Genomic DNA, 25139 nt, shown 5'->3' on the forward strand with positions numbered 1-25139 from the left:
CGTTGGTATGACTCCCACTGTCAAGTTAAACGCACTGATCCCTGCCTAACTTTTTAAGCCATAATTACTTTAGCTCGAATTAGAGCGAGTTAATACATAGGATGAAGCAAGTAATGTCGTCGGTTATCTTGCTGATATTCGTTGGTTATTACTATTTCTAGTAACAGAGCAGACCTTACTTATTTCGTCGTGGCACCTGTCTTCAGTCTATGTTCGTGGTTCAATGCAGCGTTAGCTGCACTGCCATCCTAACGCCGTCGGTGGTTGTGCCACACCCGATGCTTGATCCCATGCATTAACTCTAATACGTTTATCATGCGGGTACTCTTGCCAATCTAAGTTTTGTATTCACTGGCGTAAGCACCACTTCTTTTGCAATAGCCCATATGTACGCAATCATTTCTCGGGCAATGGCGGTAACAACCAGATTGTAGTGTTTCCCTTTGGCTATCATTTTTTTATAGCGTTTGCAGAGCCTAATCTGTGCTTTCCACGCAATATCAATAATGTCCTTTGGTAAGCCTTCTTGTCGTTTTTGCATATCTGTTGATATATTTGCCGCATACCGATAAGTGTGTGCACCTTCCACAAGAAGGCGTCTTGCTCGGCCATTTCCGCATTTTGTGATGGCGCCAATATGGCGTTTGCCACCACTCGAGTGTTCACTGGGTACAAGACCGAGATAACTCATTAATTTACGGGGATGGTCGAAACGCGATAAATCGCCAAGCTCAGCAACAACGCCAGTGGCGACCAACAAACGGACACCACGCATAGCTTGTATTGCTTTGACAACAGGATAATAACGCCACTGGTGAACGTGGTGTGTTAGTTCATTGTCTAGCCGTTCAAGTCGGCTTATTCGTTCGGTAATTGTGTGTAAAAATTCTTGTAAGACGATGTGCTGAGCGGGGTGTGGCAGCACAATCTCAGTGAGCCAACGTAAATGTTTTTGTGACCAATTCGCAGTGCCTTTATAATTGATATTATTGCGAAGCAACAGCGCCTTTAATTGATATTTGGCATCTTTTAAGTCCTTCATTGCCACTTCGCGTGCACGAGATAAATCGCGTACAGCTTCATCTTCAGGCTCGGGAACATAGATAGGTGTTAAATCTTCAGACTTAAGTAATTTAGCAAGCTTAAGAGCATCACGTTTATCGGTTTTAATCTTCTCACCAGGTTTTTTAGGAATAAGAGAGGGCGCCACCACGTAACAGCAATGGCCGAGGCTGGTAATTAACCTGTAAATCCAATAACCACATGGGCCTGCTTCATAAACAAAATGAAGTGTTGCGCCAGAGTATTTCGATTCGAACTGACGAACAAGCTTTTGAACGGCCACTTTGGAAGACGAAACTCGGCCAAGATGAACAGGTTGCGCACCTCTATGTTCTTCAATATAGGCGACTTCATTGAATTCTTTATGTGTATCAAGACCGATAAAAAGTATGCTATGTTTATTCATGTTAGCCTCTGCTGTTTAGTTAATTGACAAACTAATTATGGCTCTGGCTTTGAATTAAGCTAACCCACGAAAAGCGGAGGCTAACACCGTGTGGGAGTCATTATGTCTAGCTGCTTTGAGGTCAATCATTAGTAAGGTGTTTTGATGAGAATTTTAGTAACAGGCTCTGCTGGTAGAGTCGGGCGTGCAATCTATATTAAATTAATGCGCACCCATGACGTGGTCGGCATTGATAAAACGCCTTGCTCAACAGCCGATTACATTGGTGATATTCTTGATAGTGATCTGATTGATCGGGCTCTTAAAAATGTTGATGTCATCATTCATACAGCGGCTCTTCACGCTCCACATGTTGGTTTAGTACCTGATTCAGAGTTTCAGTCTATCAACGTAGACGCGACCGAGAAACTCGCTCTGGCTGGATTAAAAGCAGGTATTAAGCACTTTATTTTTACCAGCACTACTGCATTGTACGGCTATGCTTCAACACCTAAAGGTATTGCAGGTTGGATAAATGAAGACGTTACTCCTCAACCCAAGTCGATTTATCATAAAAGTAAAATTGCGGCTGAAGCTAAGCTAGAAGAAATTTCAAAGTTGTTTCAGCTTCCAGTTACTGTGCTGCAAATGTCGAGATGTTTTCCTGAACCTGCGGATTTAATGGCAGTATTTCGCCTTACTCGTGGCATAGATGCTCGTGATGTAGCAAACGCTCATTTATGTTCTGTGGAAAAACGCTTAAGTGGTTTTAATCGTTTTATAATCTCAGGCGCTACACCTTTTCAACTTTCTGATTGTGAAGCTCTATATACTGATGCAGCATCTGTCATCGAGCGTCAATGTCCTGACATCGCGCTGGCATTTAAACAAAGAAATTGGCAACTACCTCAAAGCTTAGATCGCGTATATGATTCATCATCTGCATGTGACAAATTAGGGTGGTCACCTATACATGGTTTTAAAAGCGTTTTGGAAATGCTAGATACTGAAATACCTGAAGTATTGCCAATTTTGAAACGCAGCTAACAAAGTAATTAAGAGTGATTCGGCATGGGCAGCGTTTTTACTATGCATTGCTTTTAACATTAGGCAAAGCGAGTTCGCCCTCAGTACACTCTTTTTTAAAAGTTTCATACTTTGTGCCTAAACTCGTTTGCAAGTTTAGTTTTTCGATAGCTGCCTGTATTAGCCATTGTCCATATTTTGTTCACTAAATGCTGGTGTTCATTTTTATTGAACGATATTAATTAGTGAACAGGTAAACTTAAATCCCTTACTGTAATTAGTGGAATAAGTACAAGCCTGATAAGTTACCTTTAGAGAGTTTATAACAGCTCTATTAAAATAAGCCCTGTGTTAAACGTAACGTTTAGCACAGGGCTTTGTGGTTTTAGGCTAACCGACTAAACACCAAATGTATTAAAACGAATACTGCAGCCTTAATGAGATTGCATTGCCCGATGTGATAGTACCGCCTGCTTCAAAGTAGTCGGCTTTAATGTAGTCGGCCATAAACTTTATGTTTTTGTTTACGGTGTAGTTAACACCAAGGGTGTAGGTTTTTGCGTCTTGGTTTTCTTGCTTGAGCTTAAGTAGGCTGTAGCGGCCTGTAAGTTCCCAGCCTGGCTCTGAGCTTGCGCCTAGTTTTGCGTTTTTATACTTGCGGTATCCGCCTGATAGCTGATAACCAAATTGCAAATAGCCGCCTTCGTAATCGTTAGTTGTATTTTCAATACTGGTTACTTGTGCTTGTTGCCACTCGGCCATCATGGTGAATCTGTTTTTAAGCCATAGTAGCTCTACGCCTTGTTGCGAGAGGCTATCGGCATTAATTTTATCGCCTTCTATTAATGAGTCGGCGGTATAAACTTCAAGTGGTTCATTTACTCTAAATTCATTGCCATCGTATTGCCTCTCACTAAATGCAACGCCAAGGTGCAACAAGTTAGTTTTTTGCTGCCACGGCACCCAAGCTAAACGCCCTGTAATAGCAGACGTTGCTTCGTCTTCGTCGGGCTTGTAATAACCTAGTTGCCAATTTACTGAGGCTATGTCTCCCGATAGGCTAATACCTAAACTACGCCCTGGTGAAAACGCTTCGCTTATCATGCTGCGCTCAAGCATTAATAAATTACGAGAGCTGGTTAGTTTTTCTAGGCCAAAGCCTTCTTTTTGCTGACCTATTGTTAAATCGGCAAATTTCCAGCCAGAGTATTCTAAATAGGCGTCTTTTATTTCGGTTTCGCCATCGGCAAAGCCAAGCTGAAATTTACTTTTCCAGTCTTTGCTTATGTCTGATTTAAAACTTAGGCGAGCGCGGCGTATTTCAGAGGTACTTTCTGAGCTATTGCTGTTGTATTGCCCCTCTAACAATGAGGTATCAAATTTGTTGTAGTCGAGCATGATATAGCCGCTTAGGCCTATGTCGTCGTTAATTTTGGCAAAGCTTGCGTTACTAACAAGGCAAAGAGCTGAAAGTGCCGCATAAGTAATCGTTTGTTTAGAGGTCATGTTAGGCTGCCTTTGTTTGTTTTTCGGCTAAGTAACTTACTTTTAGTTGCGCTACGTCTCTTAAAAAGTCGATGTGTTCTATATCTACAGCAACGACGTTAAGGCCTGTGCGCTGTTTTAAATCATTGATGAGAATGGCTTGGTTTTGTGGGGTTATGTTTTCTATGCGCTCGTAGCAAACGCTTTGTACTTCGTAGCGTTTTACAAATACGCTTGAGTCAATCAAAAAGGCAATTAAGCAAATAATGCCATTAAGAATACTTAGCTCAATTAGGCTCATTTGCCCTACAGAGGTCAGTAAAGCAATGGCAGTAACAAGGAATAAGTAGGTCATTTCTTTAATCGAAATAGACTCAGTGCGGTACCTTAGCATGGTAAATACGGCAAATAGGCCGAATGCAAATTCCATCGACATATCAACGCCGTGCAGCAAAAAGGTAATAATAAAAACGCCTACGCCAAATAAAATAAACGAGCCTGCTACCACTGCATTTTTACTTACGCGAAAGTAACAGCCATAGCAAAGTACAGCCAGCGATAGGATGTTTACTAAAAAGCGGGAAAGAAAAATAAGATCTAATTTGGTCATTTTAATTATTCTCTAAAGGTAAAAGCGGGTTAGTGCGGTTAAGGTGTTTTAAACGGGCTAAAACAGGTTTAAAGCGGTTTACTTTTAATCGCTCGGGGTAAAGCAAAGCACAGCCAATGCAGTATTTACTAAACGAGGCAGGGAATATGTGGTGTTTGCTCATAAGTTTATAAAATGGCGAGCGTTTTGTTTTTTTACTTTGTTTAAGCTCGGCAATAAAAAAGCCCGGTAGTGTTATTTTGTTATCGCCTTTTGGGGTGTTGTACCACAGGTTAAAATCAAACGTTAAGCGCTCGGCTTTTTCTTCGTTGGCTAGGGCTATGCGGTTATAGCCGCTTTGCTGGGTTACGTTTAAATGTGCAAAGCTGTTTTTCATTTGCTCTTTAATAAACGCCGTGCTGTTAGCTTGCTGGTTGTTAGTTTGCGCGAGCTTTATACGTGTTTTTACTGTGCGGCTTTGGTTGTTTTTTAGTTTTACTTCTAGGTATTCGGTGGCGGTATCAACGTAGCGCCTTTGGCGTACTTTGTAGCGATTAAGCTTACCGTTATGGTGCGCTTTATATAAATCAAGTTCGGGCGTATCAAAGTACTGATTATAATAAGAGAATAAACGCTTACCTTGTATATCAAGTACACGGTACTGGCCTTGTATATGAGTAAGTAGCTCAGGTAAAAACGATAGTGGCAGCATAAACTTACTGTCTACACGGTTCATTAAATTAGCGTTATTAAGATCATTTAATCCGTAACCTTCAAACGGAATAAGCAACTCGTTAATTAAGCTTGTTAGTGAGCCATGCGCGTTTGACTCTTGAGGCTGAGCCTGCTTATTTTTAGTGTTTATTGCAGTAATTGCTACTGGTGAGATTGAAGTATCCTTTTCAAAAAGTTCATCCTTAAAACGTGATTGAATTGTCATAATTTTCTCAGATTATTAAATTGCAAAGTAATAGAGTGCAGTGCCAGCGTGCTGACACCGCATCAAGGATGGGTTGTTTATCTAGCGCAAAATCCGCTGCCATCACCCGCTGAGGGCAATGTGCCATCAAGCTGCGCGGCCATATTTGCTACGCGGTACTCCATAAACGAGGTTAAGCCGTAAAACTGCCCCGTGGTAGAGGTTAGGTTTTGCTCAAAGTAGGTTGAGCCATAAAAGCTAGTTGGGTCGTTTTGTACGTGCTCACGAATTAAATCGGCTATTTCATTTACGCGTGCGTTAAATGTGTCGCTTGAAAGTGAGCCATTAATAAGCTGCGTTAAGTAACTGTGGTACGTATCGAGGTGGCTTTGCTCGGCAAATACATTAGCAATTAATGGACGCTCGCTTAATGCCCCGCTTACTGGCTCATCAATGTAGAGCTCTCTTACATCTACGCTATTACAATCCATGTTAAATGTGCCGAATGACTCGTTAAAATCCCACGGCAAAATGCTAAATACGCCATCGTCATCGTAAATATAATAGTTATGTGCAAGCGGCCCGTGGTAGCTATCTAAATTAGACAGTGAAGTACTTACCGACATATAACGCAGCAGCGTGTCTATATCTATGGCGCTGGTTTCGCCTTTATCGAGCGATTCTACAAAGTTAATAAAGGCGCCGTTATCGGTGGTGTCTTCGTTGGTTTGCAGGTTTATATCGGTATAGCTTTGTATGTCGTCACCTAGCCATAATAAATCGCTGCCTGTGCCATCTGGCTTGTATAAATCACCGTTACTGTTGGCAAAGTGTTTTTCTACAAATTCGCCGTCTACGGCTTCTACCATTAAGTACAAACCAAATAGTTCGCCGTTTACATAAAAGTTAACGTAAGCATGCTCAGGCGTTGGCACGCCCATTTCATCCATTAGCTCGTAGGCGATTACTTCACGCATGTACGACGGATCGTTAAACGAGTTTTGTAGTGTGAATTTTTTTAGCCCAAAAAACTTTTGCCCCGACACATATTCGTTAATATCAACCTTAAAGCTGTAACGGTCGCTACTAGAGTTGGCAACGCTGCTTAAACTTGAGCCGCCTTTAGTGCGAATAGCCACGCTATCGAGTGTTACCCCATTAAAGGTAATAGCGGTTTCGTGATACTGCTCATCAAGTGGGTTATCTAGAATGTCTTGCCAGTTTTCGTCGCTAATTGTAATAGAAAGCGTATTAACGGCCGTAGGTGTAAAGGCGATTGCAACTGTATTTTCACTACTTGGGGTAGGTGTTAAAAACGCATGAGTAAAGCCTGTACTGCTACTTAGGCCGTAACTAAAGCCTGTGGCTACATCACTTTTATCCCAGTCAATGTAGTCAATTACTTCATCGTTGAGTATTAAGTTTAGCTCGTCTTCTTTGCCTAGTTTAAACGGGACGTAGTAAGTACCTGGGTCTTCATCGGTGGCATAAATAGTTATGTATTCACCCGCGTATAAATCTATGTCGGGCAGGGTTACGGGGTCTATGTCGTCGCTTTCATCAATAACGTGGTAGTTGGCTAAGTTAATTGTATTTTCGCTGTTGTTGTATAGCTCAAACCAGTCGTTGCCGTCGTCTGCGGCGCTTGCCACTATTTCGTTAATAACGAGTGGCCCGTGGGTCGCTTGGCTGTTTGAGCTAAGCTCTGTTGGAGTGAGTACTGTAGTTGCATCGCTGCCATCTGGGTAGCGGCCATAGCTGTAACCACTTAGCGCTTGGCCTTTATTCCACGATAACTGCTCTATAATTACATTGTTACTGTAAAGGCTTACGGTATCGCTTGCGCCTAATTTAAACGCAACGCTTGGCAGGTCGCCTAAATCATCGGTGCTTGCGTAAATGCGGTAAAACTCACCAGGCGATAACGTAATATCAGGTAGAGCAAATTGCTCGTTATTGTCATCACTTAGTGTGTAGTCGGCTAAATAAACATCGCTACTGCTTGTTACATAAAGCTCTATCCAGTCCTCGCCGCCGCTGCTGTCTTTTGCTACTACTTCGTTTATACGAAGTGGTGCATCTTCAGCAATTAAAGTTGTAACAAGTGAAGAGGTATCGGCTGTTTGATTAGCTGCGCCCTCTGTGGGCGTTAGTGTTTGCGCGGTGCCGGTGCCATCGGTGTATAAGCCGTAACTAAAGCCTTCAGCGGCTTCACCTTCTTCCCAATCAAGTACAGACACCGCAGTGCCGTCCTCATATAACGTAACCGCATCGTCGCTACCTAATTTAAAGGTTACGTAATAACCGCTATCGGGCGGCGTGTCGGTTTCATCAATGGCTTGAATAACAATAAATTCACCTTGGGAAAGCGCTACTGCGGGCAAAGCTTGAGGCTCTCTGTCGGCGTTATCATCAACAAGTGAAAATACCGATAGGTCGGCTATATCTTCAGTGGCGTATAGCTCAATCCAGTCGTAGGTGGTATCACTTGGGCTTGCGACAGTTTCGTTAATAACTAAGCCCGTTGAGGTGGTTGTTGTTGATGAGTCAGTTTGCTCTGTGCTGCTATCGGTTGTTTGCTCAGTACCGCCACAGCCATATAAAAATGTAGTAGAGGCGATAACTGAATAAAATATAAAAGGTTTTATATTCATGTATGCACGCTTATTATTTTATTAAAGTGGGCAAACTATAAAAATAGAAGGTGCAAACAATGTGTAAACATTCAGTAATATTCAGTATAGTGAGCTTAATTACTCACTTTAAAAGTTACTTTAACCTTATGTTTAAACAATTAATTTTATTGTGCGCGTTAAGCATGCCGCTTGTAAGTACTGCCGCTACTGCGCCATTTTCGGGCGATATTACAACTGATGTACTATTAAACGATTACGATAAGTTTAATAAACAGTACAACGCATTTACGCCAACCGAGCAAGATATAGCCTTAATGCAAAAGCTAGAAGGCAAGGCATTAGTTGTATTATTTGGCACTTGGTGTCACGACAGCCAACGCGAAGTACCAAAGCTTATTAAGTTACTTGATGAATCAAAGGTAAAACTTGCAAGCGTTAAATATGTGGCCGTGGGTTACAACAAGCAAGACGACGCCGGAATAGCACTAGCGCACGACTTGCAATACACGCCAACGTTTATAGTAAAAGATAATGGCAAAGAGTTAGTACGCGTAATTGAAAAACCAACGGGCACATTGGCACAAGATTTAACGCAGGGTTTGTGAATTCAGCTTGGGGGTATAAGAGCTTACGGATTTAGCTAATAGATTTATGGGTAGCTGGTGAACTGCTATGAGTGATCTCTTAAAATTACAATGCGTGAAGTCGGGTTTGATCCATTTGGCTGAGCAAAAATGGGAATTCAGCTATGGTTTGCATATCAATTAAAACAAATAAAAAACGAACTAATCTACAAGCTCGTTGTGGCATTTCTTAATATGTCTAAAGATCTACGTAAAAATTTGATTGCTGCGATTCTTAGTCCATTAATTGCATTACCAGTCCTTGGTCTTTGTTATTTCTATGCGGGTATCGAAAACTATACTTCTGTTAGTTCATTAATTTCAGGTGTTGGTTTTGGTGTATCAATAGGCATGGGAAGTTTATTTTATTTTTATCCTTTAATGTTCATTTACGTATTACCTATTAGCTTATTACTCCAAAAGTTAAATTTATTTAAATTACCGGTAGTTTTAATCTTAAGCATACTTCCTGTTTTTTTATTTAGTCTTTTTAGTGAATTTAATCGTGAAACATTGGTTCTTCATTTATTAGTACTTTCTATAGGTTTAACTAGTTGGCTTATATATAATAAATTAAGATAACACCACAACAAGCGATTAATGTTACTCAACCGTTTTCAAACTCACTTGCTGCTCAATTCTAATTTTACTCACATAATCTAAACAAGCTTTTTTCGAATGCTTGTGCAGCATGCGAAGACGGTCTGTCTTTATAATGCAGTTGATAAAGAGGCCGAGAGAGTTGCTCGTTATTTTTTTGGCTCAGGCGCGTTAATTTACCTAGCTGCACTAAATCCTCTGTGACTACGTTTGGCAATAAAGCGACCCCCATACCTTGAGCAACAGCTCTTGCTATGGCTTCGTTGCTGCCTAATTGCATACTTTGCTCAGCCTGTACGCCATGCTCTGCTAATAACTTTACAGACATTTCTAACGTGCCAGAGCCTGGCTCGCGTAATAACCAAAACTGTTCGTTTAACCATGCTTTTAAGTCTTTAGTGGGCTTAAAGTTGCTCGGTATAACCACACTCATTAAATCATTTTGCCAGTGCTTACTTATTATATGTGGCTCGGTAGGTGTGCCTTCAACCAGAGCTAAATCTATAGTGCATTCTAGCAATGCGTGCTCAATTTGCGCGGTATTAGCCACTTGTACTTCTACTTTTATATGCTGGTACTGCGCACAAAATTTGGCTAAATAAGGCGGTAGNTAGCCAATAACTGGCAATGGTGGTGCTGGTGCCTATAACTAATGTACCGCGCTTAAGCCCTGTGCGCGATTTAATATCTTCAATGGCGGCTTTTTCGATAGCAAAAATACTGCGGGCGTGATCAAAAAGTGCTTGTCCACCTTCACTTAAGGTGAGCTTTTTACCCTTAGATGCACGTTCAATAAGTTGCATATTTAACTGATGCTCTAGCTCTTTTAGCGCCTTAGAAACAGCGGGCTGACTTATAAAAAGCGCTTCGGCTGCGCCTGAAAAGCTACCCAATTTAGCCACTGTATAAAACACCCTAAGCGCATGTAAGTTCATTGTATAACCTTAAATTGCATAACACTAAACTGTATAACTTTAAGTTATCAAATCATGATTTTAATATATTGGAGTTATATTTTGAGCTTTCTTACAATTAAGTCAACACATCAACTTGGTTTAAGTGAGGGAATATTATGCTTAGCGCTATTAAAAATAGTTTTCAGCCTATAGGTATTAATACTAAGCAATACGGCGATACGCGCTGGTGGTTAGGTATGCTGCTGGTGGTTGTGTTAGCGGGGGCATCTGTTGCATTAAGTAAGTTACCTATAATGCAAAGTGCGCAATTTAGCTCCTTAACAATTGGTATTGTGCTTGGCATTATTGTGGGTAACAGTGTGTTTTCGCGCATTGCTACGCGTACAGATGTAGGCGTTGATTACGCTAAAAGTATATTACTCAAAGCGGGCGTTATTTTATTTGGGTTTAGAATTACTTTTGCGCAAGTAGCGGGTGTAGGCTGGCATGGCCTATTAACCGATGTGGTAATGCTGCTTGGTACGTTTATATTAGCAGTACAGCTAGGTAAGCGCGTTTTTAAGCTTGATGAACAAACAACCATACTAATAGGTGCGGGTAGCTCTATTTGTGGCGCCGCAGCGGTAATGGCAACAGAGCCGGTTATAAAAGCACAAGCGCATAAAGTATCTGTAGCGGTAGCAACGGTTGTGGTGTTTGGCACGTTAAGTATGTTTGCCTACCCAATTATGTTTGATTACATGGGGCTGAGTGAGCATGCGTACGGTATTTTTGTTGGTTCAACCATTCATGAAGTTGCGCAAGTGGTAGCAGCAGGGACTGCGGTAAGTGCCAATGCAGCNCCGCCGTGATAGAAAAAATGCTACGCGTAATGATGCTTGCGCCATTTTTAGTGGGCTTATCGTTTTGGCAAAGTAAAAAGCATGCAAACATAAACGCACAGGGCGGCGAGCAAAAAGCGGGTATTACAATCCCTTGGTTTGCAGTGTTATTTATAGTGGCAAGTGGCGTGCATTCGTTATCGGTTATTCCGCAAGGTACTACAAGCGCTATTATATGGTTTGACAATATACTACTTACCATTGCCATGGTCGCACTTGGGCTGCGTACCCACGTTGGCGCTATTCGCCAAGCGGGTATAAAGCCACTGCTATTAGCTGGCTGTTTATTTTTGTTTTTAACCTTAGCTGGCTTTGCCATTAATATAGGCATTGCGCAGCTGTTTTAAATATAACCTGGTGGAGGTAGATTGGCTTAAATAGGCCAATCTACTTCGTTTAAGTGATCGAGCTGCTGTGTTTTATTACTGTGCCCGTGCCATTTATTGGTATAAATACCATTTGGATCATACTGCGCCGTTTGTTTTTGTATATTAAAGTGGCGGNCCGCCACGCGGATCAACCCCCACACCGGCTATGTACTGCCAGTTGCCCCAGTTTGCTGCTACATCGTAATCAATCAATTGTTGCTCAAAATAGGCTGCGCCGTATCGCCAATCAAGGGCAAGCTCGTTTACTAAACAGCTTGCTGCAATTTGCCGTGCTCGGTTTGAAATGTAACCCGTAGTGTTTAGTTCTTTCATAATGGCATTTACAAGCGGGTAAGGCGTTGTGCCGTTACACCAAGCAGCAAAGCGTGTAGGTGTAAAAGTAGTAAGCGGTTTAGTTTGTTTTTGCCCTTTAAAGCTAAACAGGCTGTTACCTGCTTTAAGTGCGTGCCATTTAAAATACTCTCGCCATAGCAGTTCAAATTTAATCCAATAAGTAGACTCGTTTGCCGTATTGCATTGATCGTAATTTTCTACGGCTTTGTAAACTTGTTTTGCACTTATACAGCCAAAGGCAAGCCAAGTACTAAAATTGGTGGTGTTGTTAAAGCCATCAAGCTCGTTGCGAGTCGTTTTATAAGTACTTGGCATTGTGCCTGCAAAGTATTGTTTTAAATGAGCTTGCGCACTGTTAAGACCGCCATGCATTACGCCTTTATTTGTTATACGTTCTATAGGTTTTTTTGCGCATAAAGTTATTGGCTTAGGGAGCAAACCGTTTGGCAAAGTAGAAGGTGTAATGGGGCTATTGGCGGCCTCTACCTTTTTACGAAACGGGGTAAAGTGTTTAGGTAATTCGCTTAAATCAAAGGGGAGGTCACTTTGCTTAAAGAGCGTGTCTTGCTGCGTTCCTGTAAATTGTGTATTTGGGCAATGTGCTTTGAGTAAGTTTATTTGGCGCTGCTCGTACAGGCCAAATTGCTCACTGTATACAACTTCATCAATATTTTGCTCATTTATACGCGCTTTTAAAAGCGATACGGGTTCGCCCTCAAGCACATGCAGGGTTTGCCCGCGCTCAATAAGTGTTTGTTGTAGCTCGTACAAGCTTTGCATCAAAAACTGCTGCTTATGTATGCCGTAAGGTTTTTGTTGGTAGTTATTATTTTTAAACCAGTGCGGATTAATAACAAATACAACATCAAGCGCGCACTGCCTAGTAGCAAGGTCACTAAAAACTGGGTTATCGGTTAGGCGTAAATCGTTTTGTAGCCAATATAAAATGCGTTTGCTCATACTTATGCTCTGCTATTTGTAATCATTAAGTTTACGAAGCAAAAGCGGGTAGGGATTGATTTTCACTTGTATTTAATTAAGAAAGGATGAGCAAGTGTGACTTGCTCATATAGGTTTACTTAAAAGATTGAGTTGCTTGGCGTATATTTTCAGATATATAGGCAATTAAATAAACAAAAACAGTGAGTGGTAAACCAAATATAAATAAGGCAATTTTGTACTTATTAGCAACAGTTGATTTAGGTAATGTAATTGCAAAGCAAACGCTCATGGCTAACCAAAATAAAGCTAAAAGTGGTGATATGTTTGATTGAGGGTTAGATAAATCACAAGTGCCAAATGAAATACTGGCAATAGATGCGTTACCTATTTCTATACACTCGTTGCTGTTAATAAGGCTTAATGTAATTACTGTTATGATTAATACTAGTAATAGAGGTAATAAGTGTTTCATATTTTCTTCCTTAATTATTTAATTTTATGGGTCGCTCTATAGCGCCTAAACAAAATTAAATCGATTGGCAAAAAATAACGATAACAAAGCCATTAACTAGTTATTATAAAGTTATAACCATGGTATTACCTTGGTTATAACTTTATAAGTCATTACTATTCAATAGGTTGTGTTTTTACTTCCGCTATAAGCTGATAACCTCGCTTCATTACAGACTTTATATATTTGGGGTTTTTTGTGTCGTTATCGTTAAGGGCTACACGTAGTTTGCTAATAACTCGTCTAACTGCGGTATCGGTTACTATTTGATTCTCCCATACATTATTGTGTAACTCTTCAAGGCTAACTATTCTTGGCTGTTGTTCTATTAAGTAGCTAAGCACCTGCATACATTTAGGCTCTAATGTGTAGAGGTTATCTTCTTTAATTAAGGACTGCTGCAGACTGTCAAAAGTGTACTCGCCAATTGTTAGCTGATTAACACTCGGCTTTTCAATAACTGGTTCTGCGCAAACATGGTTAGTTTGGGTTTTATTTGCTGCTGGGTTTGAATATTTTTTATAAACGCGAGATACCATCATTCCAGTTAAATTCATTAAAAGCACTAGCGGGCTGAGTGGAAATGCACAAAGGAAAAGTAAATACTTAAACCCCACGTGTACATTTGGTTTATTAAGCATTTGCCCAAATAACACATTTAAAAGCATCCATATAATAAAATAAGGCGTAAGGGAAATTGAATCTGTTTGCTCCCCACAAACGCCATATTTTACGCCCTCTATGTAGTTTGATGCTTCTAAACAAAACGCATTAGCTTGGCTGCTAAATAAAATGAATGATATAAAAATAAGTAGGTGTTTCATTAAAAAGTCCGTTTAGAAAGAGGCGGAAAATAATACCGTCCTCATTAATGTTAAATAGCCAATTTTTGCTCTGCTATCCAATCGTTTATAACGTCTTGAAGCACTGCCATAGGCAATGAGCCTTGGCCAATAACAGTGTCGTGAAAGCTGCGTATATCAAATTGTGTACCAAGCTCTTTTTCGGCTTTTGCACGTAGTTCTCGTATTTTTATTTCGCCCATTTTGTACGAGAGCGCTTGGCCTGGCCATGAAATGTAACGATCTATCTGATCCTCCACCGCACTTTGTGGTAAAGCGGTATGACTGGCTAAGTAATCAATTGCTTTTTGGCGGCTCCAACCAAAGGCATGAATACCGGTATCAACCACTAAGCGCACTGCACGCCACATTTCGTAGCCTAAACGACCAAAGTCGCTGTACGGGCTTTGATAAAAACCAGCTTCTTTACCTAAGCGTTCTGTGTATAGTGCCCAACCTTCGCCAAATGCAGAGTGGTTAAGTGTTCGTCTAAATTCGGGTACATTTAGCTCCATAGCAATGGCGTTTTGTAAATGGTGCCCAGGGATTGCTTCATGCAGGCTGAGTGCTTCTAAATTATATAAAGGCTGCAGTTTAGGTGTTGAGGCTAAAAAATAAGTACCTGGTGAGCGGTTATCTGGTGGTGGCATATAAAACGCACCACGACTTGCTGAGCCTTTAATAGTAAAGGTGTTACGCGGTAAGTGGCCAAAGTAAGTGGGCAATTTACCATACATTTTTTGCGTGATGAACGCGGTTTTTTCTAGCAAGTCTTGCGCGTCTTTTGCGTAAAATTGCTCATCGGTTGCTAAAAATTCTAAAAACTCACTATAGGTGCCATCAAAGCCTACTTCATCAATAATATTTTGCATTTGCGCCTTAATACGCGCGACTTCTCTAAGACCTAGTTGGTGTATTTGTTTAGGTGTGGCGTTTGTTGTGGTGTAGTAATTAACTGTGTACTTGTAGTAGTCAAGCCCGCCTTTAACGCTTGCTATGCCCGGCTGCGCTCTACAGTGTGGCATATAGTCATTTTCAAAAAAGTCGTAAAAATGCTGATACGCAGGAATTACTTTGTCTTTAATTACGGCTTGTGCTTTTTGTTTTAACTTTGATTTTTGCACTGCACTAAAGGTATTAGGTATACGCGTAAAGGGCTCGTAAAGGGCGCTGTTTTCGGGGGTTTTAACTATGTGCGCGCTAATGCTTTGGCTGTAATTTTCAAAGGTTTTACAGTAATGGGTAAATCCTGTTTTTATTCCTTCTTTCATTAAATCAATATTTTGCTGATTAAAGCGCGGGTAGTCGGCAAGGCTGATTAAAAATGCGTTGTAATCATCAGCTGTTAAAAAAGCCATATTAGCGGGTGCTTCTGCAAAGTAGGTATGCCAGCCACTTAAAAAATTTACCGGAAAATACTTATCTTGATAAAGGTAGCTTTGCTGCTCGGTTTCTCGCTCATATTTAAATAAGCGGTAGTTCATTAGCTGATCCTTGTTGAGCGTTTTTGGATCAATGTTGGCTAAGCTTTTTAGTACGCTGTTGTTATAAGCTTGGCGCTTTGCAATGGCTTGCTCGCTCCAATTTGGTAATGTGCCGTTTGGTTTCCAACCGTCTGGATCGGTTCGAAAAAATATTTTTTCAGCTTTGGCATTTTGCCAGTGGTTATCAATAATGGTTTTTAAATCGCTGTTACTGTCGGCAAGGCTTGGTAGCGAGGTGGCTGCTAAGCAAATAGCTAGAATACGTTTTTTAAACATAGTGATCCGTTATTGGCGAGTTAGTCGCGCTTTTTTATTTTAATTTGTGCTCAATATAGTACCAAGTTAACTTAATCAATGCGCTTACTTTTACAACCTGTATTTATTGGTTTTGTATTATGGTTGAGCAAATTTCACTTCATAACTGCGTGGCGCACTAGTTTATTGTTTTATCAGCGTTTAGAATGATAAAAACTTACTATAAAAAATGACCGTCATGTTTAATAAAGTAATAACGCTGATTGATGAAGCTAATAACCAAGACCCAAACAGTGAGCAATTTAATGGGGAGAGTGTTCCAAAAGAGTATTTATACTCACAGCGTATGAGCGATATGCTTAGTCGCTTTAAGCCTGATGCTGACGAGCTTATGCAAATTGCAGTGCGTGGGCAGCATATACAACGTTGGAAGTCGCCGCGTAGCGACTTTGCAATGAACAAGCAAGGCTATCATCAGTGGCGCAGTGCTCTTTATATATTTCATGCAAGTAGTGTTGTTGCGCTTATGCAGCAAGCTGGATACAGCGATGCTGAGCAAAACAGAGTGTACGATGCAGTTGCTAAAAAAAATATTAAACGTAACCCTGATAGCCAATTAGTAGAAGACGTAGCAAGCCTGGTATTTATTGAGCATTACATGCTCGGGTTTGCTAATAGTAAGCCTGATTACGATGAGCAAAAATGGATAGGGATTATTCGCCGTACATGGCAAAAAATGTCAGACGATGCGCATGAGTTTGTACTTGCAGGTAATATTACATTGCCAGCGCCGCTTGTTGGGCTTATTCATAAAGCGCTTGAGTAAAGTAGTGTAAGTTAAGTATTAAAATAAAAGGATTTTAGAATGTTATGCCCACGCACAAATACCTCTCTTGAGCCGTTATTAATTGGCGGCATTACTGTTTTTACGTCAGCGCAAGGCGGCGTATTTTTTGATAACAGCCAAATTTTTAAGTTTAGCTCGCCTGAGTTAAAGCATGGTCAGGTTCTAATTAAGTATTTGAGTAATTACATTGAAGGTGAGGGCGATGTATCATCGCGAGTAAATTGCCCAAAGTGCCCAAGCATAGTAATGATGCGCCGGTTTTTTTTCGCCGCTCAAAGTGGTTGAGATAGACGAGTGCCCAGGTTGCGCTGGCATATGGCTTGATAGCGGCGAGCTTGCAAAAATACACGAAAACCACCTAACACCCAAAGAGCGAAAGCTGTTAGCTCACGAAATGGCCACCAATCATGGGTTTGTATCTATTAAGCCGCCAAAATCTAAGTATTACCCCAAAGCGCCTAAAAATAGCCAAGACACCACAGTTGAGCGGTTGGTGCAATTGGCATTACTTAATCTTTAATACCAAGCCTCAAAATAAATCACTGAATTAAGCTAATTGGTATAAAGCAAAAAAAACGGCGTACTAAAAAGTACGCCGTTTTTCTGTAGTAAATTAACTCTAACGAATTTATTTATTACGGTTTTCTTTGGCAAAGGCACGTATTTTACGTTTTTGCGAAAGCGTTACTTTGTTAGTACGCCCTGCAAATGGGTTATCACCTTCTCTAAATTCAATTTTGATTGGGGTGCCCATAATTTTAAGTGCTTTACGGTAGTAGTTCATCAGGTAGCGTTTGTAGCTGTCTGGTAAATCGTGAACTTGGTTACCGTGAATTACAATACGTGGCGGGTTATAACCACCGGCATGCGCATATTTAAGCTTAACACGACGACCACGAACAAGTGGCGGCTGATGATCGGCCTGCGCCATGTCCATAATACGGCGTAGCATTGCGGTGCTAATACGTTTAGTTGCTGACTCGTACGCTTCATCTACCGATTCAAATAAGTGGCCAACACCTGTACCATGAAGTGCAGATATAAAGTGTAAGCGCGCAAAATCAATAAAACCTAAACGGCGATCAAGCTCTGTTTTAATGCGATCTTTAACGTAATCATCAAGCCCATCCCATTTGTTCACGGCAATAACCAATGAACGACCTGAGTTAAGCGCAAAACCTAATAAGCTTAAGTCTTGATCAGAAATACCATCGCGAGCATCAACAACCAGTAATACAACGTTTGCATCTTCAATGGCTTGAAGCGTTTTAATTACTGAAAACTTTTCAACCACGTCGCTTACTTTTTTACGCTTACGAACACCTGCGGTATCTATTAAAATATATTCTTTGTCATTACGGGTCATCGGAATATAAATAGAGTCGCGGGTGGTGCCTGGCATATCGTATACAATTACACGTTCTTCACCGAGTATACGGTTTGTAAGTGTAGACTTACCTACGTTAGGACGACCAATAATAGCCAGTTTTACTGGTTTATCGGCAAACGCTTGATGGTCTGTATCGTCGCCTTCAGCTTCTTGATAAAGGTCGATTAACTCTTCATCGTCATCAGCAACGTCTTCATCTAGTGCTGCAAGCTCTGCAATTACAGGCTGTAAAGTGTGCTCTAAAAGCTGAGTAATACCACGCCCATGTGCTGCTGCAATATGGTGAATATTACCTAATGATAATTGATAAAATTCTGCACAGTTTGAGTCGGCGTCAATGCCATCTGTTTTGTTGGCAACCACAAAGCTTTTTTTCTCTTGCTTGCGCAAGTGATTAGCAATGGCTTGGTCAGCAACGGTCATGCCTACGCGGGCATCAACCAAAAACAACACAATATCGGCTTCTTCAATGGCAAGTAACGACTGGTCGGCCATTTCGGTTTCGATGCCTTCTTCAGAGCCATCAATACCACCCGTGTCTACCACGATAAATTCATAGCCATCGTAATTAGCTTGGCCATATTTTCTATCTCGTGTTAAACCTGGAAAATCGGCTACGAGTGCATCACGAGTACGTGTTAAACGGTTAAATAATGTGGATTTGCCCACATTGGGTCGCCCAACTAGAGCGATCACGGGAAGCATAAACTACCTCTTTAAAAAACAACAAAAGGCTTCGCAGTGCGAAGCCTTACAAAAAACCTTTAAGTGTTAGCTAGTTAGTTAGGGGTGTTTACCACACTAACTTCACCATCACGGGTGTATAAAATTAGCTTGTCGTCGGCTACAACCGGCTCAACAAAAAAGCCTGAGCTGTCAAATTCTTCACGAGATACTAACTCGCCAGTGTCTTTGTTTAGCCAATGTAGGTTACCTTCTTGGTCACCTAAAGCTAAGTGGCTACCTGCAACTGCAGGGCCTGTTAGGTACCAACCACGTAGAGCGGGTTGGCTCCAACGTTCAATACCTGAATTTTTATCTAATGCGTAAATTACGCCTTCGCTATCTACTAGGTAAATAGTTTGTGCATCCATCGCTATTTCGCGGTAGCTGCTGTATTCACGTTTCCATACAACATTACCAGAGCGAATATCTACCGCTGCTAGGTTACCGTTGTATGCAATAGCATAAGCGTAAGGGCCGCTAATAATTGGTTGTGTGTCTACATCAACTAAGCGCTCAAATTCTGATGCACCTTTAGCAACGGCAATTTCTGCACTCCATGCTGAATAACCGCTCTCAGAAATGAGTACACTTAATTTACCTGTTTCTAAGCCTACTAACACACCACCGTTTGCAACTGTTGGTGAGCTTTGGCCACGCAATGTAAGCGGTGGTACTTCTTGTTCGAAGTTCCAGCGTTCTTCGCCTGTATCTGGGTGCAGCGCTAATAGTTTACCCGAGCCTAAATTAACAAAAATTAGGCCATCGCCCGCAGCTGGTTTTGATAACGCTTCGCCTGGCACATTTTTACGCCATACTTCTTCACCCGTTTCGCGGTCAAGGGCAATAATAAACCCGTGCTCAGAGCCTACGTAAATTTTACCATAAGCTTGTAATATACCGCCTGATAATTTTGCTGTGCCGTTATCTGACCATGGCCAAAACGATAAATCTTCACGTACGTCGGTTTCCCATAACGTGTCGCCATTGGTAAGCGAAAGCGCTTCAATTTGGCCTTCGCGGCTAGCTACATAAATAGTGTCTTTGTATACAGCAGGCGATAAGCGAGAAAAATAGTGTTCTACACCATTGCCAACCGACTCTTGCCACACTACGTCTGTTTCAAATTGATTAACAATTTCAGGAAGTACTAACTCGTCTTCGTCATCACTTGATGAACAACCCATTAGCGTTGCCATGCACAGTGCGAGAGTTGCTGTTGTTATTTTTTTCATACCTAAAACCTTATGCCGCTGGGCTAGTTACTGCTAGGTCGTCTAATTTAATTTGTAATAAAGGGTTTGTTGTTAAACCGCCTGCATCGGCAGCTGCTTGATACGCAGTGCGAGCTTGGTCTTTATTACCTTGTGCAATGTAAATATCGCCTTTTAGCTCAGCTACATTGGCGTTATATGCCTCTGGTAGTGGCGAGTTTAATGTACTTAGGGCTTCGTCAAATTTACTTTGCGCAAGTTGAATACGTGCTAAACGCGTAATGGCAATGGCTTTAAGCTCTTCGCTTTGGGCGTTTGTAACAATCCAGCTAAGTTTTTCGCTAGCAAGGTCTAATTTTTTTGCATCAACAGCGTCTTTTGCCGCAACAAAAGCGGCTAAAGTTGCATAACTTGTGTCTTGGTTGTTTTTAATGAATGTATCGGCTGCGCCAAGTACATCGTCACTTTGTACAAGTGTTGTATATTCGTCAGACGCTTGCTCAGCAGTTGTAATTTGGTTTTGGTTGTATGCTTTCCAACCGTATAAGCCGCCTAAACCTACAATTACACCTAGCGCAAGTGAAATACCGTTTTCGCGAAAAAAGCGCTTAATGGCTTCTGCTTGTTGTTCTTCTGTTGAATAAATGTCCATTATTACCTCTTAAGTTAGCTTAGCTATTGATAAGCTCAGCTAATAGCGCTTTAGCTTGTTCTAATTCTAGTGTGACTTGCTCTTTACGCTCACGTAAATATTTTATGGTCACAACGCCTTTTTCTAATTCATCTTCGCCAATAATAACAGCCACTAGTGCATCGCTTTTATCAGCTCGTTTTAGTTGTTTTTTAAAGTTACCGCCGCCAGCATGCACCATAACGCGTAAACCGGGTACGTCGCTACNGGGCTTGTACGCTGGCTTTGTCGCCCATTGCCGCTAAATATACATCAGCATTGCGGCGAATGTCACCTACGCACTCAAGTGCTTGGAGTAATAGTACTAAGCGCTCTAGACCCATAGCAAAACCAACTGCGGGCGTTGCTTTGCCGCCAAGTTGCTCAACTAAGCCATCGTAGCGTCCGCCAGCACACACTGTACCTTGTGCGCCTAGGCTATCTGTTACCCATTCAAATACTGTGCGGTTGTAGTAGTCTAAACCACGTACTAACTTTTCATTAACCGTGTATATGACGCCAGCTGCGTCTAAACGTTCACATAAATTTGCAAAATGTTCTTTTGATTCAGCATCTAAATGCTCAGACAATTTAGGCGCATCCACTAAGATTGCTTGCACGTCTGGGTTTTTGCTATCAAGTACACGTAATGGGTTTGAGTACATACGGCGCTTTGAATCTTCATCAAGCACGTCGGTATGTTGTTCAAGGTAGGCAACGAGTGCATCGCGGTAATCAGCACGTGCTTCGTTAGAGCCTAACGAGTTAAGCTCTAAACGCACGTGTTCGTTAATGCCAAATGCTTTCCATAATTGCGCGGTAAGTAAAATAACTTCTGCGTCTATGTCGGCTGTGGCAATACCAAATGTTTCTAAACCAAATTGGTGAAACTGACGGTAGCGGCCTTTTTGAGGGCGCTCATGACGAAACATCGGGCCCATGTACCACAGGCGCTGTTCTTGGTTATAAAGCAAGCCATTTTGGTTACCTGCACGTACACACACTGCAGTGCCTTCTGGGCGAAGGGTTAGCATGTCGCCGTTACGATCGGCAAAGGTGTACATTTCTTTTTCTACTATATCGGTTACTTCACCAATAGAGCGTTTAAATAAGTCGGTTGATTCTACAATAGGAAAACGAATTTCTTGATAACCGAACGATGCTACTGTCTCGCGTAAAATGTTTTCTACTTTCTGCCAAACTTGCGTGTCGCCCGGCAGACAATCGTTCATACCGCGAACTGCCTGAATTTGTTTTGCCACTGATAAATCCTAATTACTGTTTATGTGTAATAAAAAAATGCTTACACAACAAGAATGCTAAAAATTGACCCGTCATTATATACCCAAATGACCCCATGATGCGAGCGTCGTTTGAATTAAAAGCGATTTAGGCAAGGCATTGATTGAAAGTAATAGTGGTTCTATTGTTAAAATCAATAACGCAGTATAAATCGCTTTTAAACCAACCCGTTGGGCGGTTCACAGACACTTACTCTCATCGTTGTTACTTTTTAAAAGGGATCACCATTCTTGCAAAGTAACGCCTTAATATTAAGAGCCTGTGAAACGCTGAATTCTGTATCTTGGGGTCGTTTGGGTATCCTCTAGCTATAAAGGTAAACGCCAAACAGCGTGGTTTGGCGCTTTATACGGTATTTATTCGACTATTTTAACGTCGATAGGTGTTTGCTGCTCTTTTTGAGCAATAAAGTCGCGCACGTAACCTTCAAGCTGGTCAACAATGTTGTTGTTATCAATACGCGCTTTTTGACGCTCGCCATTAATGTATAAACCTGAGCGGCGGTTTGCACCGGCAAGGCCAATATCACTAACTAGGGCTTCGCCTGGGCCGTTAACGACACAACCAATTACCGAAACAGACATTGGCTCAACAACATCTTCTAGGCGCTCTTCAAGCTGGTTCATGGTGCTTACTACATCAAACTCTTGACGTGAGCAGCTAGGGCAGGCAATAAAGTTAATTCCGCGAGAGCGTATACGCAGCGATTTTAAAATATCAAAACCTACTTTGATTTCTTGAACTGGGTCGGCAGCAAGTGATACACGTAGCGTATCGCCAATACCTTCGGCAAGTAACATGCCTAAACCTACAGCCGATTTAACCGAGCCTGAGCGCATACCGCCGGCTTCGGTGATCCCTAAATGCAGGGGTTGATCTATTTCTTTAGCAAGTAAACGATAAGCGCCTACAGCTAAAAATACGTCTGATGCTTTTACCGATATTTTAAATTGGTCAAAATCAAGGCGGCGTAATATATCTACATGGCGCATTGCTGATTCAAGTAATGCCTCGGGAGTTGGCTCGCCGTATTTTTCTTGTAGGTCGCGCTCTAATGAGCCGCCATTTACACCAATACGAATAGGGATATTATGCTCGCGTGCTGAGTCTACAACGGCTCTAATACGCTCTTCACTGCCTATATTTCCTGGGTTTATACGTAGGCAATCTACGCCGTATTTTGCCACTTTTAACGCTATGCGGTAATCAAAGTGAATATCGGCTACAAGCGGTATACTAACTTGCTCTTTTATACTTTTAAACGCTTCTGCTGCATCCATAGTTGGTACAGATACACGCACTATATCGGCACCGGCATCTTGTATTGCTTGGATTTGCGCTACCGTGGCATCTATATCCATGGTGTCGGTATTGGTCATCGACTGCACGGCAATAGGGGCACCGTCACCAATAGGCACGTTGCCTACATTGATGCGGGTTGATTTTCTGCGTTTAATTGGAGATTCTGAAAACATAGCGACTACTCTGCTAATGGTAATTTAAATTTGGCTAAACGATTTTTAGGATAACCAGAAATATCAACTGGTTCCCCGTTTAGAGAAACACTAACTACGTCGTGCTTACCTAGCACAACTGAAAAAGGCGGGGTGCCGCTTACAGCCATTTTATAGCCTGCTTTTTTTACGCCAAATGCTATGCGCTCACCTTCGCCATCGTGTATTTCTACCCAGCTCTCATCGTTAAACACCATGTTAATTGTACTGGTGTTACTTTGCGTGTCGGGCTCGTTAGTGGCTGTTTGGGTGCTAGCGGCAATAGGCGCCGTGGCATTAACGGCTTCACTTAAGGGGACTTGTTCAGCGCTTATAGGCATTACAGCCGGTGTGCGCTCAACTGCCTGTGTTGCTTGCATTTGCGAGGTGTTCTCGCTTTCGTTATTTAGCGCGTTGTTATTTTGCTGGTTATCTAAAATTGAATTTTCAATATTGATTGTGCTTGTTTGCTCATCGATAGGCGTAGCATTTTGCCAAAACCATAAGGCAGATGAGCCAATAACAATGGCTAAAATAATGTAGCTCACCAGCATTAGGCGGCTGTCGTGGGCTTCTTTTTCTGTGCGGCGCGAAAAGCTTTGCATGTTAGCCGGCTTAGTAGGCTCGGGCGGTGCTGGCAATTTAGCTAATATAGGGGCGCTATCGACGTGTAGTTCACGGCAATAGTTTTTAATGTAGCCTTTTACAAAGGTAATTGGGCCTAACGTTTGGTACTGATCGCTTTCTAAGCGTTGCAGCTGAGAAATAGAAAGCTTAAGTGGGCCAGTAAGTGACTCTAAGCTTACATTAGCCTGCTCTCTATGCGCTTTTAATAGTTGCCCAACACTTGGCTCATCGCTTTGTTGCGTAGTTTCTTCTGTCATAATAGGTACGAATTTGGATCCACTAGTAATAGTCTGTGCCCAGGTGTAAGTTCTATATCTGGACTTAATTTATTCCATCGCATTAATTCATCAATTAATACATGCCGCTGGGTAGCTATGTCGTAAAGGGTATCGCCAGCTTTAATCTCGTAATAAATATTAGGATCGTTTAAATAAATTTTACTTCCGTTGATAACACGATCCGACTCCTTTAGACCATTCCACTGCAGGAGTTTTTGTAGTTTAACATTGTATCGCACTGAAATGCTAAATAGGTTTTCACCAAACTCAATAATATGAAAAGGCACCTTTAAAGGGGGTACTTTTGGATTAAGCATGGGAGGCTCTTGTTTTACACTTGGTTGGTAGTTTTTTAGTGTAATGTCGTTACTGTCGCTGTATGGGTTATTACTAAATACCGCACTGTCTTTTTTAGCCTCATAAAATACTACCGAATTATTTAAGCCCGTATTTTGTGGGCCATTTGCAGCAGGGCGTGTATTTTGTGGGGTGTTAAAGTTAGCTTGTTTTGGCGCACCAAATGAAATTATTTTTACTTCGTCATCATCTTTGGGTGTTTGTTTAGCGACGGCTTTTGGCGGCTCAGCTGTGGGTGTAGACGTTTGTTGCGCTTGGTGATCCGTTGTTAAAGCCAAAAGCACCGCTGCGGTATCTGTATTAGATTCTGCAGGCGCAGATGTTGTAGTTGCTACTTGGGCTGTATTTGTTACGGTTGG

Annotated in this window: 18 protein-coding genes and 5 pseudogenes; 6 read left to right on the forward strand and 17 right to left on the reverse strand. The window is 41.6% G+C overall.

Annotated elements, in window-relative coordinates; translation table 11 throughout:
• Positions 1 to 313: 313 nt before the first annotated feature.
• A complete protein-coding gene (locus tag L650_RS0103845) occupies positions 314 to 1468 on the reverse strand; it encodes an IS110 family transposase (protein ID WP_029772239.1) in 1155 nt (384 codons plus the stop codon).
• A 144-nt stretch (positions 1469 to 1612) separates the two neighbouring features.
• Here L650_RS0103845 and L650_RS0103850 point away from each other — a divergent pair, with 144 nt between their 5' ends.
• A complete protein-coding gene (locus L650_RS0103850; RefSeq protein ID WP_004586972.1) occupies positions 1613 to 2494 on the forward strand; it encodes an NAD-dependent epimerase/dehydratase family protein in 882 nt (293 codons plus the stop codon).
• Positions 2495 to 2887: 393 nt separating this feature from the next.
• On the opposite strand, the gene L650_RS0103855 is transcribed toward L650_RS0103850, so the two are convergent.
• The 4 genes from L650_RS0103855 to L650_RS0103870 form a co-directional block, all read right to left on the reverse strand.
• The gene (locus tag L650_RS0103855) at positions 2888 to 3979 is read right to left on the reverse strand and encodes an OprO/OprP family phosphate-selective porin (protein ID WP_029772251.1); all 1092 of its coding nucleotides are present in this window, start codon (positions 3977 to 3979) and stop codon (positions 2888 to 2890) included.
• A gap of 1 nt (position 3980) precedes the next feature.
• Positions 3981 to 4568 carry a DUF4956 domain-containing protein gene (locus L650_RS0103860; RefSeq protein ID WP_029772252.1) on the reverse strand — a complete coding sequence of 196 codons (588 nt, stop codon included), beginning with the start codon at positions 4566 to 4568 and terminating at the stop codon, positions 3981 to 3983.
• Position 4569: 1 nt separating this feature from the next.
• Complete coding sequence (locus L650_RS0103865; protein ID WP_029772253.1) at positions 4570 to 5487, reverse strand: polyphosphate polymerase domain-containing protein; 918 nt, start codon at positions 5485 to 5487, stop codon at positions 4570 to 4572.
• 77 nt (positions 5488 to 5564) lie between these two features.
• Positions 5565 to 8120, reverse strand: a complete 2556-nt coding sequence (locus L650_RS0103870; RefSeq protein WP_029772254.1) for a CotH kinase family protein — start codon at positions 8118 to 8120, stop codon at positions 5565 to 5567.
• Positions 8121 to 8248: 128 nt separating this feature from the next.
• On the opposite strand from L650_RS0103870, the gene L650_RS0103875 reads away from it, so the two are divergent.
• Positions 8249 to 8707, forward strand: a complete 459-nt coding sequence (locus tag L650_RS0103875; protein ID WP_029772255.1) for a TlpA family protein disulfide reductase — start codon at positions 8249 to 8251, stop codon at positions 8705 to 8707.
• 213 nt (positions 8708 to 8920) lie between these two features.
• Positions 8921 to 9307 carry a hypothetical protein gene (locus L650_RS0103880; RefSeq protein ID WP_128081042.1) on the forward strand — a complete coding sequence of 129 codons (387 nt, stop codon included), beginning with the start codon at positions 8921 to 8923 and terminating at the stop codon, positions 9305 to 9307.
• 64 nt (positions 9308 to 9371) lie between these two features.
• Here L650_RS0103880 and L650_RS0103885 read toward each other — a convergent pair.
• Positions 9372 to 10260 (reverse strand): annotated as a pseudogene (locus tag L650_RS0103885) (LysR family transcriptional regulator).
• 137 nt (positions 10261 to 10397) lie between these two features.
• Between L650_RS0103885 and L650_RS0103890 the strand changes: the two are divergent.
• Positions 10398 to 11470, forward strand: a pseudogene (locus L650_RS0103890) (YeiH family protein).
• Between the two features lie 26 nt (positions 11471 to 11496).
• Here the strand turns inward: L650_RS0103890 and L650_RS0103895 are convergent.
• From L650_RS0103895 to L650_RS0103910, 4 genes and pseudogenes are all read right to left on the reverse strand, one after another.
• A pseudogene (locus L650_RS0103895) lies at positions 11497 to 12805 on the reverse strand (DASH family cryptochrome).
• Positions 12806 to 12920: 115 nt separating this feature from the next.
• Positions 12921 to 13259 (reverse strand): hypothetical protein, encoded by a 339-nt coding sequence (locus tag L650_RS0103900; protein WP_029772257.1) that lies wholly within the window; start codon positions 13257 to 13259, stop codon positions 12921 to 12923.
• Between the two features lie 155 nt (positions 13260 to 13414).
• Positions 13415 to 14122 carry a transcriptional regulator gene (locus tag L650_RS0103905; protein ID WP_029772258.1) on the reverse strand — a complete coding sequence of 236 codons (708 nt, stop codon included), beginning with the start codon at positions 14120 to 14122 and terminating at the stop codon, positions 13415 to 13417.
• A gap of 50 nt (positions 14123 to 14172) precedes the next feature.
• A complete protein-coding gene (locus tag L650_RS0103910; RefSeq protein WP_029772259.1) occupies positions 14173 to 15900 on the reverse strand; it encodes a DUF885 domain-containing protein in 1728 nt (575 codons plus the stop codon).
• A 217-nt stretch (positions 15901 to 16117) separates the two neighbouring features.
• Between L650_RS0103910 and L650_RS0103915 the strand changes: the two genes are divergently transcribed.
• Together L650_RS0103915 and L650_RS0103920 are read left to right on the forward strand one after the other, a co-directional pair.
• Positions 16118 to 16705, forward strand: a complete 588-nt coding sequence (locus tag L650_RS0103915) for a DUF4202 domain-containing protein (RefSeq protein WP_029772260.1) — start codon at positions 16118 to 16120, stop codon at positions 16703 to 16705.
• 39 nt (positions 16706 to 16744) lie between these two features.
• Positions 16745 to 17246 (forward strand): annotated as a pseudogene (locus tag L650_RS0103920) (zf-TFIIB domain-containing protein).
• Positions 17247 to 17354: 108 nt separating this feature from the next.
• Here the strand turns inward: L650_RS0103920 and der are convergent.
• The 7 genes and pseudogenes from der to L650_RS0103955 form a co-directional block, all read right to left on the reverse strand.
• Entirely contained in the window at positions 17355 to 18821 is a 1467-nt protein-coding gene (gene der / locus L650_RS0103925; protein WP_004586988.1) for a ribosome biogenesis GTPase Der, read from the reverse strand.
• 74 nt (positions 18822 to 18895) lie between these two features.
• Positions 18896 to 20074: an outer membrane protein assembly factor BamB gene (gene bamB / locus L650_RS0103930; RefSeq protein ID WP_029772261.1), complete on the reverse strand. Its 1179-nt coding sequence runs from the start codon at positions 20072 to 20074 to the stop codon at positions 18896 to 18898.
• Positions 20075 to 20084: 10 nt separating this feature from the next.
• Positions 20085 to 20705: a YfgM family protein gene (locus L650_RS0103935; RefSeq protein ID WP_004586990.1), complete on the reverse strand. Its 621-nt coding sequence runs from the start codon at positions 20703 to 20705 to the stop codon at positions 20085 to 20087.
• A 19-nt stretch (positions 20706 to 20724) separates the two neighbouring features.
• Positions 20725 to 21985 (reverse strand): annotated as a pseudogene (gene hisS / locus L650_RS0103940) (histidine--tRNA ligase).
• 396 nt (positions 21986 to 22381) lie between these two features.
• Positions 22382 to 23500, reverse strand: coding sequence for a flavodoxin-dependent (E)-4-hydroxy-3-methylbut-2-enyl-diphosphate synthase (gene ispG, locus L650_RS0103945; RefSeq protein WP_029772262.1), 1119 nt, complete (start codon positions 23498 to 23500; stop codon positions 22382 to 22384).
• 5 nt (positions 23501 to 23505) lie between these two features.
• Positions 23506 to 24402, reverse strand: coding sequence for a RodZ domain-containing protein (locus L650_RS0103950; protein ID WP_029772263.1), 897 nt, complete (start codon positions 24400 to 24402; stop codon positions 23506 to 23508).
• Positions 24399 to 25139 (reverse strand): LysM peptidoglycan-binding domain-containing protein (locus L650_RS0103955; protein WP_029772264.1); only part of this gene is annotated, 741 nt, incomplete at its 5' end. The genes L650_RS0103950 and L650_RS0103955, both read right to left, overlap by 4 nt.

This window comes from Pseudoalteromonas sp. TB51, assembly GCF_000498055.1.
GTDB classification, from domain to species: domain Bacteria; phylum Pseudomonadota; class Gammaproteobacteria; order Enterobacterales; family Alteromonadaceae; genus Pseudoalteromonas; species Pseudoalteromonas atlantica.

Bases quoted from the DNA above. Each gene is read 5' to 3' on its own strand.
- L650_RS0103950 (WP_029772263.1), bottom strand. From the start codon at position 24,402: ATGACAGAAGAAACTACGCAACAAAGCGATGAGCCAAGTGTTGGGCAA.
- L650_RS0103855 (WP_029772251.1), bottom strand. From the start codon at position 3,979: ATGACCTCTAAACAAACGATTACTTATGCGGCACTTTCAGCTCTTTGC.
- der (WP_004586988.1), bottom strand. From the start codon at position 18,821: ATGCTTCCCGTGATCGCTCTAGTTGGGCGACCCAATGTGGGCAAATCC.
- ispG (WP_029772262.1), bottom strand. From the start codon at position 23,500: ATGTTTTCAGAATCTCCAATTAAACGCAGAAAATCAACCCGCATCAAT.
- L650_RS0103915 (WP_029772260.1), top strand. From the start codon at position 16,118: ATGTTTAATAAAGTAATAACGCTGATTGATGAAGCTAATAACCAAGAC.
- L650_RS0103875 (WP_029772255.1), top strand. From the start codon at position 8,249: ATGTTTAAACAATTAATTTTATTGTGCGCGTTAAGCATGCCGCTTGTA.
- L650_RS0103905 (WP_029772258.1), bottom strand. From the start codon at position 14,122: ATGAAACACCTACTTATTTTTATATCATTCATTTTATTTAGCAGCCAA.
- L650_RS0103880 (WP_128081042.1), top strand. From the start codon at position 8,921: ATGTCTAAAGATCTACGTAAAAATTTGATTGCTGCGATTCTTAGTCCA.
- L650_RS0103865 (WP_029772253.1), bottom strand. From the start codon at position 5,487: ATGACAATTCAATCACGTTTTAAGGATGAACTTTTTGAAAAGGATACT.
- L650_RS0103860 (WP_029772252.1), bottom strand. From the start codon at position 4,568: ATGACCAAATTAGATCTTATTTTTCTTTCCCGCTTTTTAGTAAACATC.
- bamB (WP_029772261.1), bottom strand. From the start codon at position 20,074: ATGAAAAAAATAACAACAGCAACTCTCGCACTGTGCATGGCAACGCTA.
- L650_RS0103910 (WP_029772259.1), bottom strand. From the start codon at position 15,900: ATGTTTAAAAAACGTATTCTAGCTATTTGCTTAGCAGCCACCTCGCTA.
- L650_RS0103935 (WP_004586990.1), bottom strand. From the start codon at position 20,705: ATGGACATTTATTCAACAGAAGAACAACAAGCAGAAGCCATTAAGCGC.
- L650_RS0103850 (WP_004586972.1), top strand. From the start codon at position 1,613: ATGAGAATTTTAGTAACAGGCTCTGCTGGTAGAGTCGGGCGTGCAATC.
- L650_RS0103845 (WP_029772239.1), bottom strand. From the start codon at position 1,468: ATGAATAAACATAGCATACTTTTTATCGGTCTTGATACACATAAAGAA.
- L650_RS0103900 (WP_029772257.1), bottom strand. From the start codon at position 13,259: ATGAAACACTTATTACCTCTATTACTAGTATTAATCATAACAGTAATT.
- L650_RS0103870 (WP_029772254.1), bottom strand. From the start codon at position 8,120: ATGAATATAAAACCTTTTATATTTTATTCAGTTATCGCCTCTACTACA.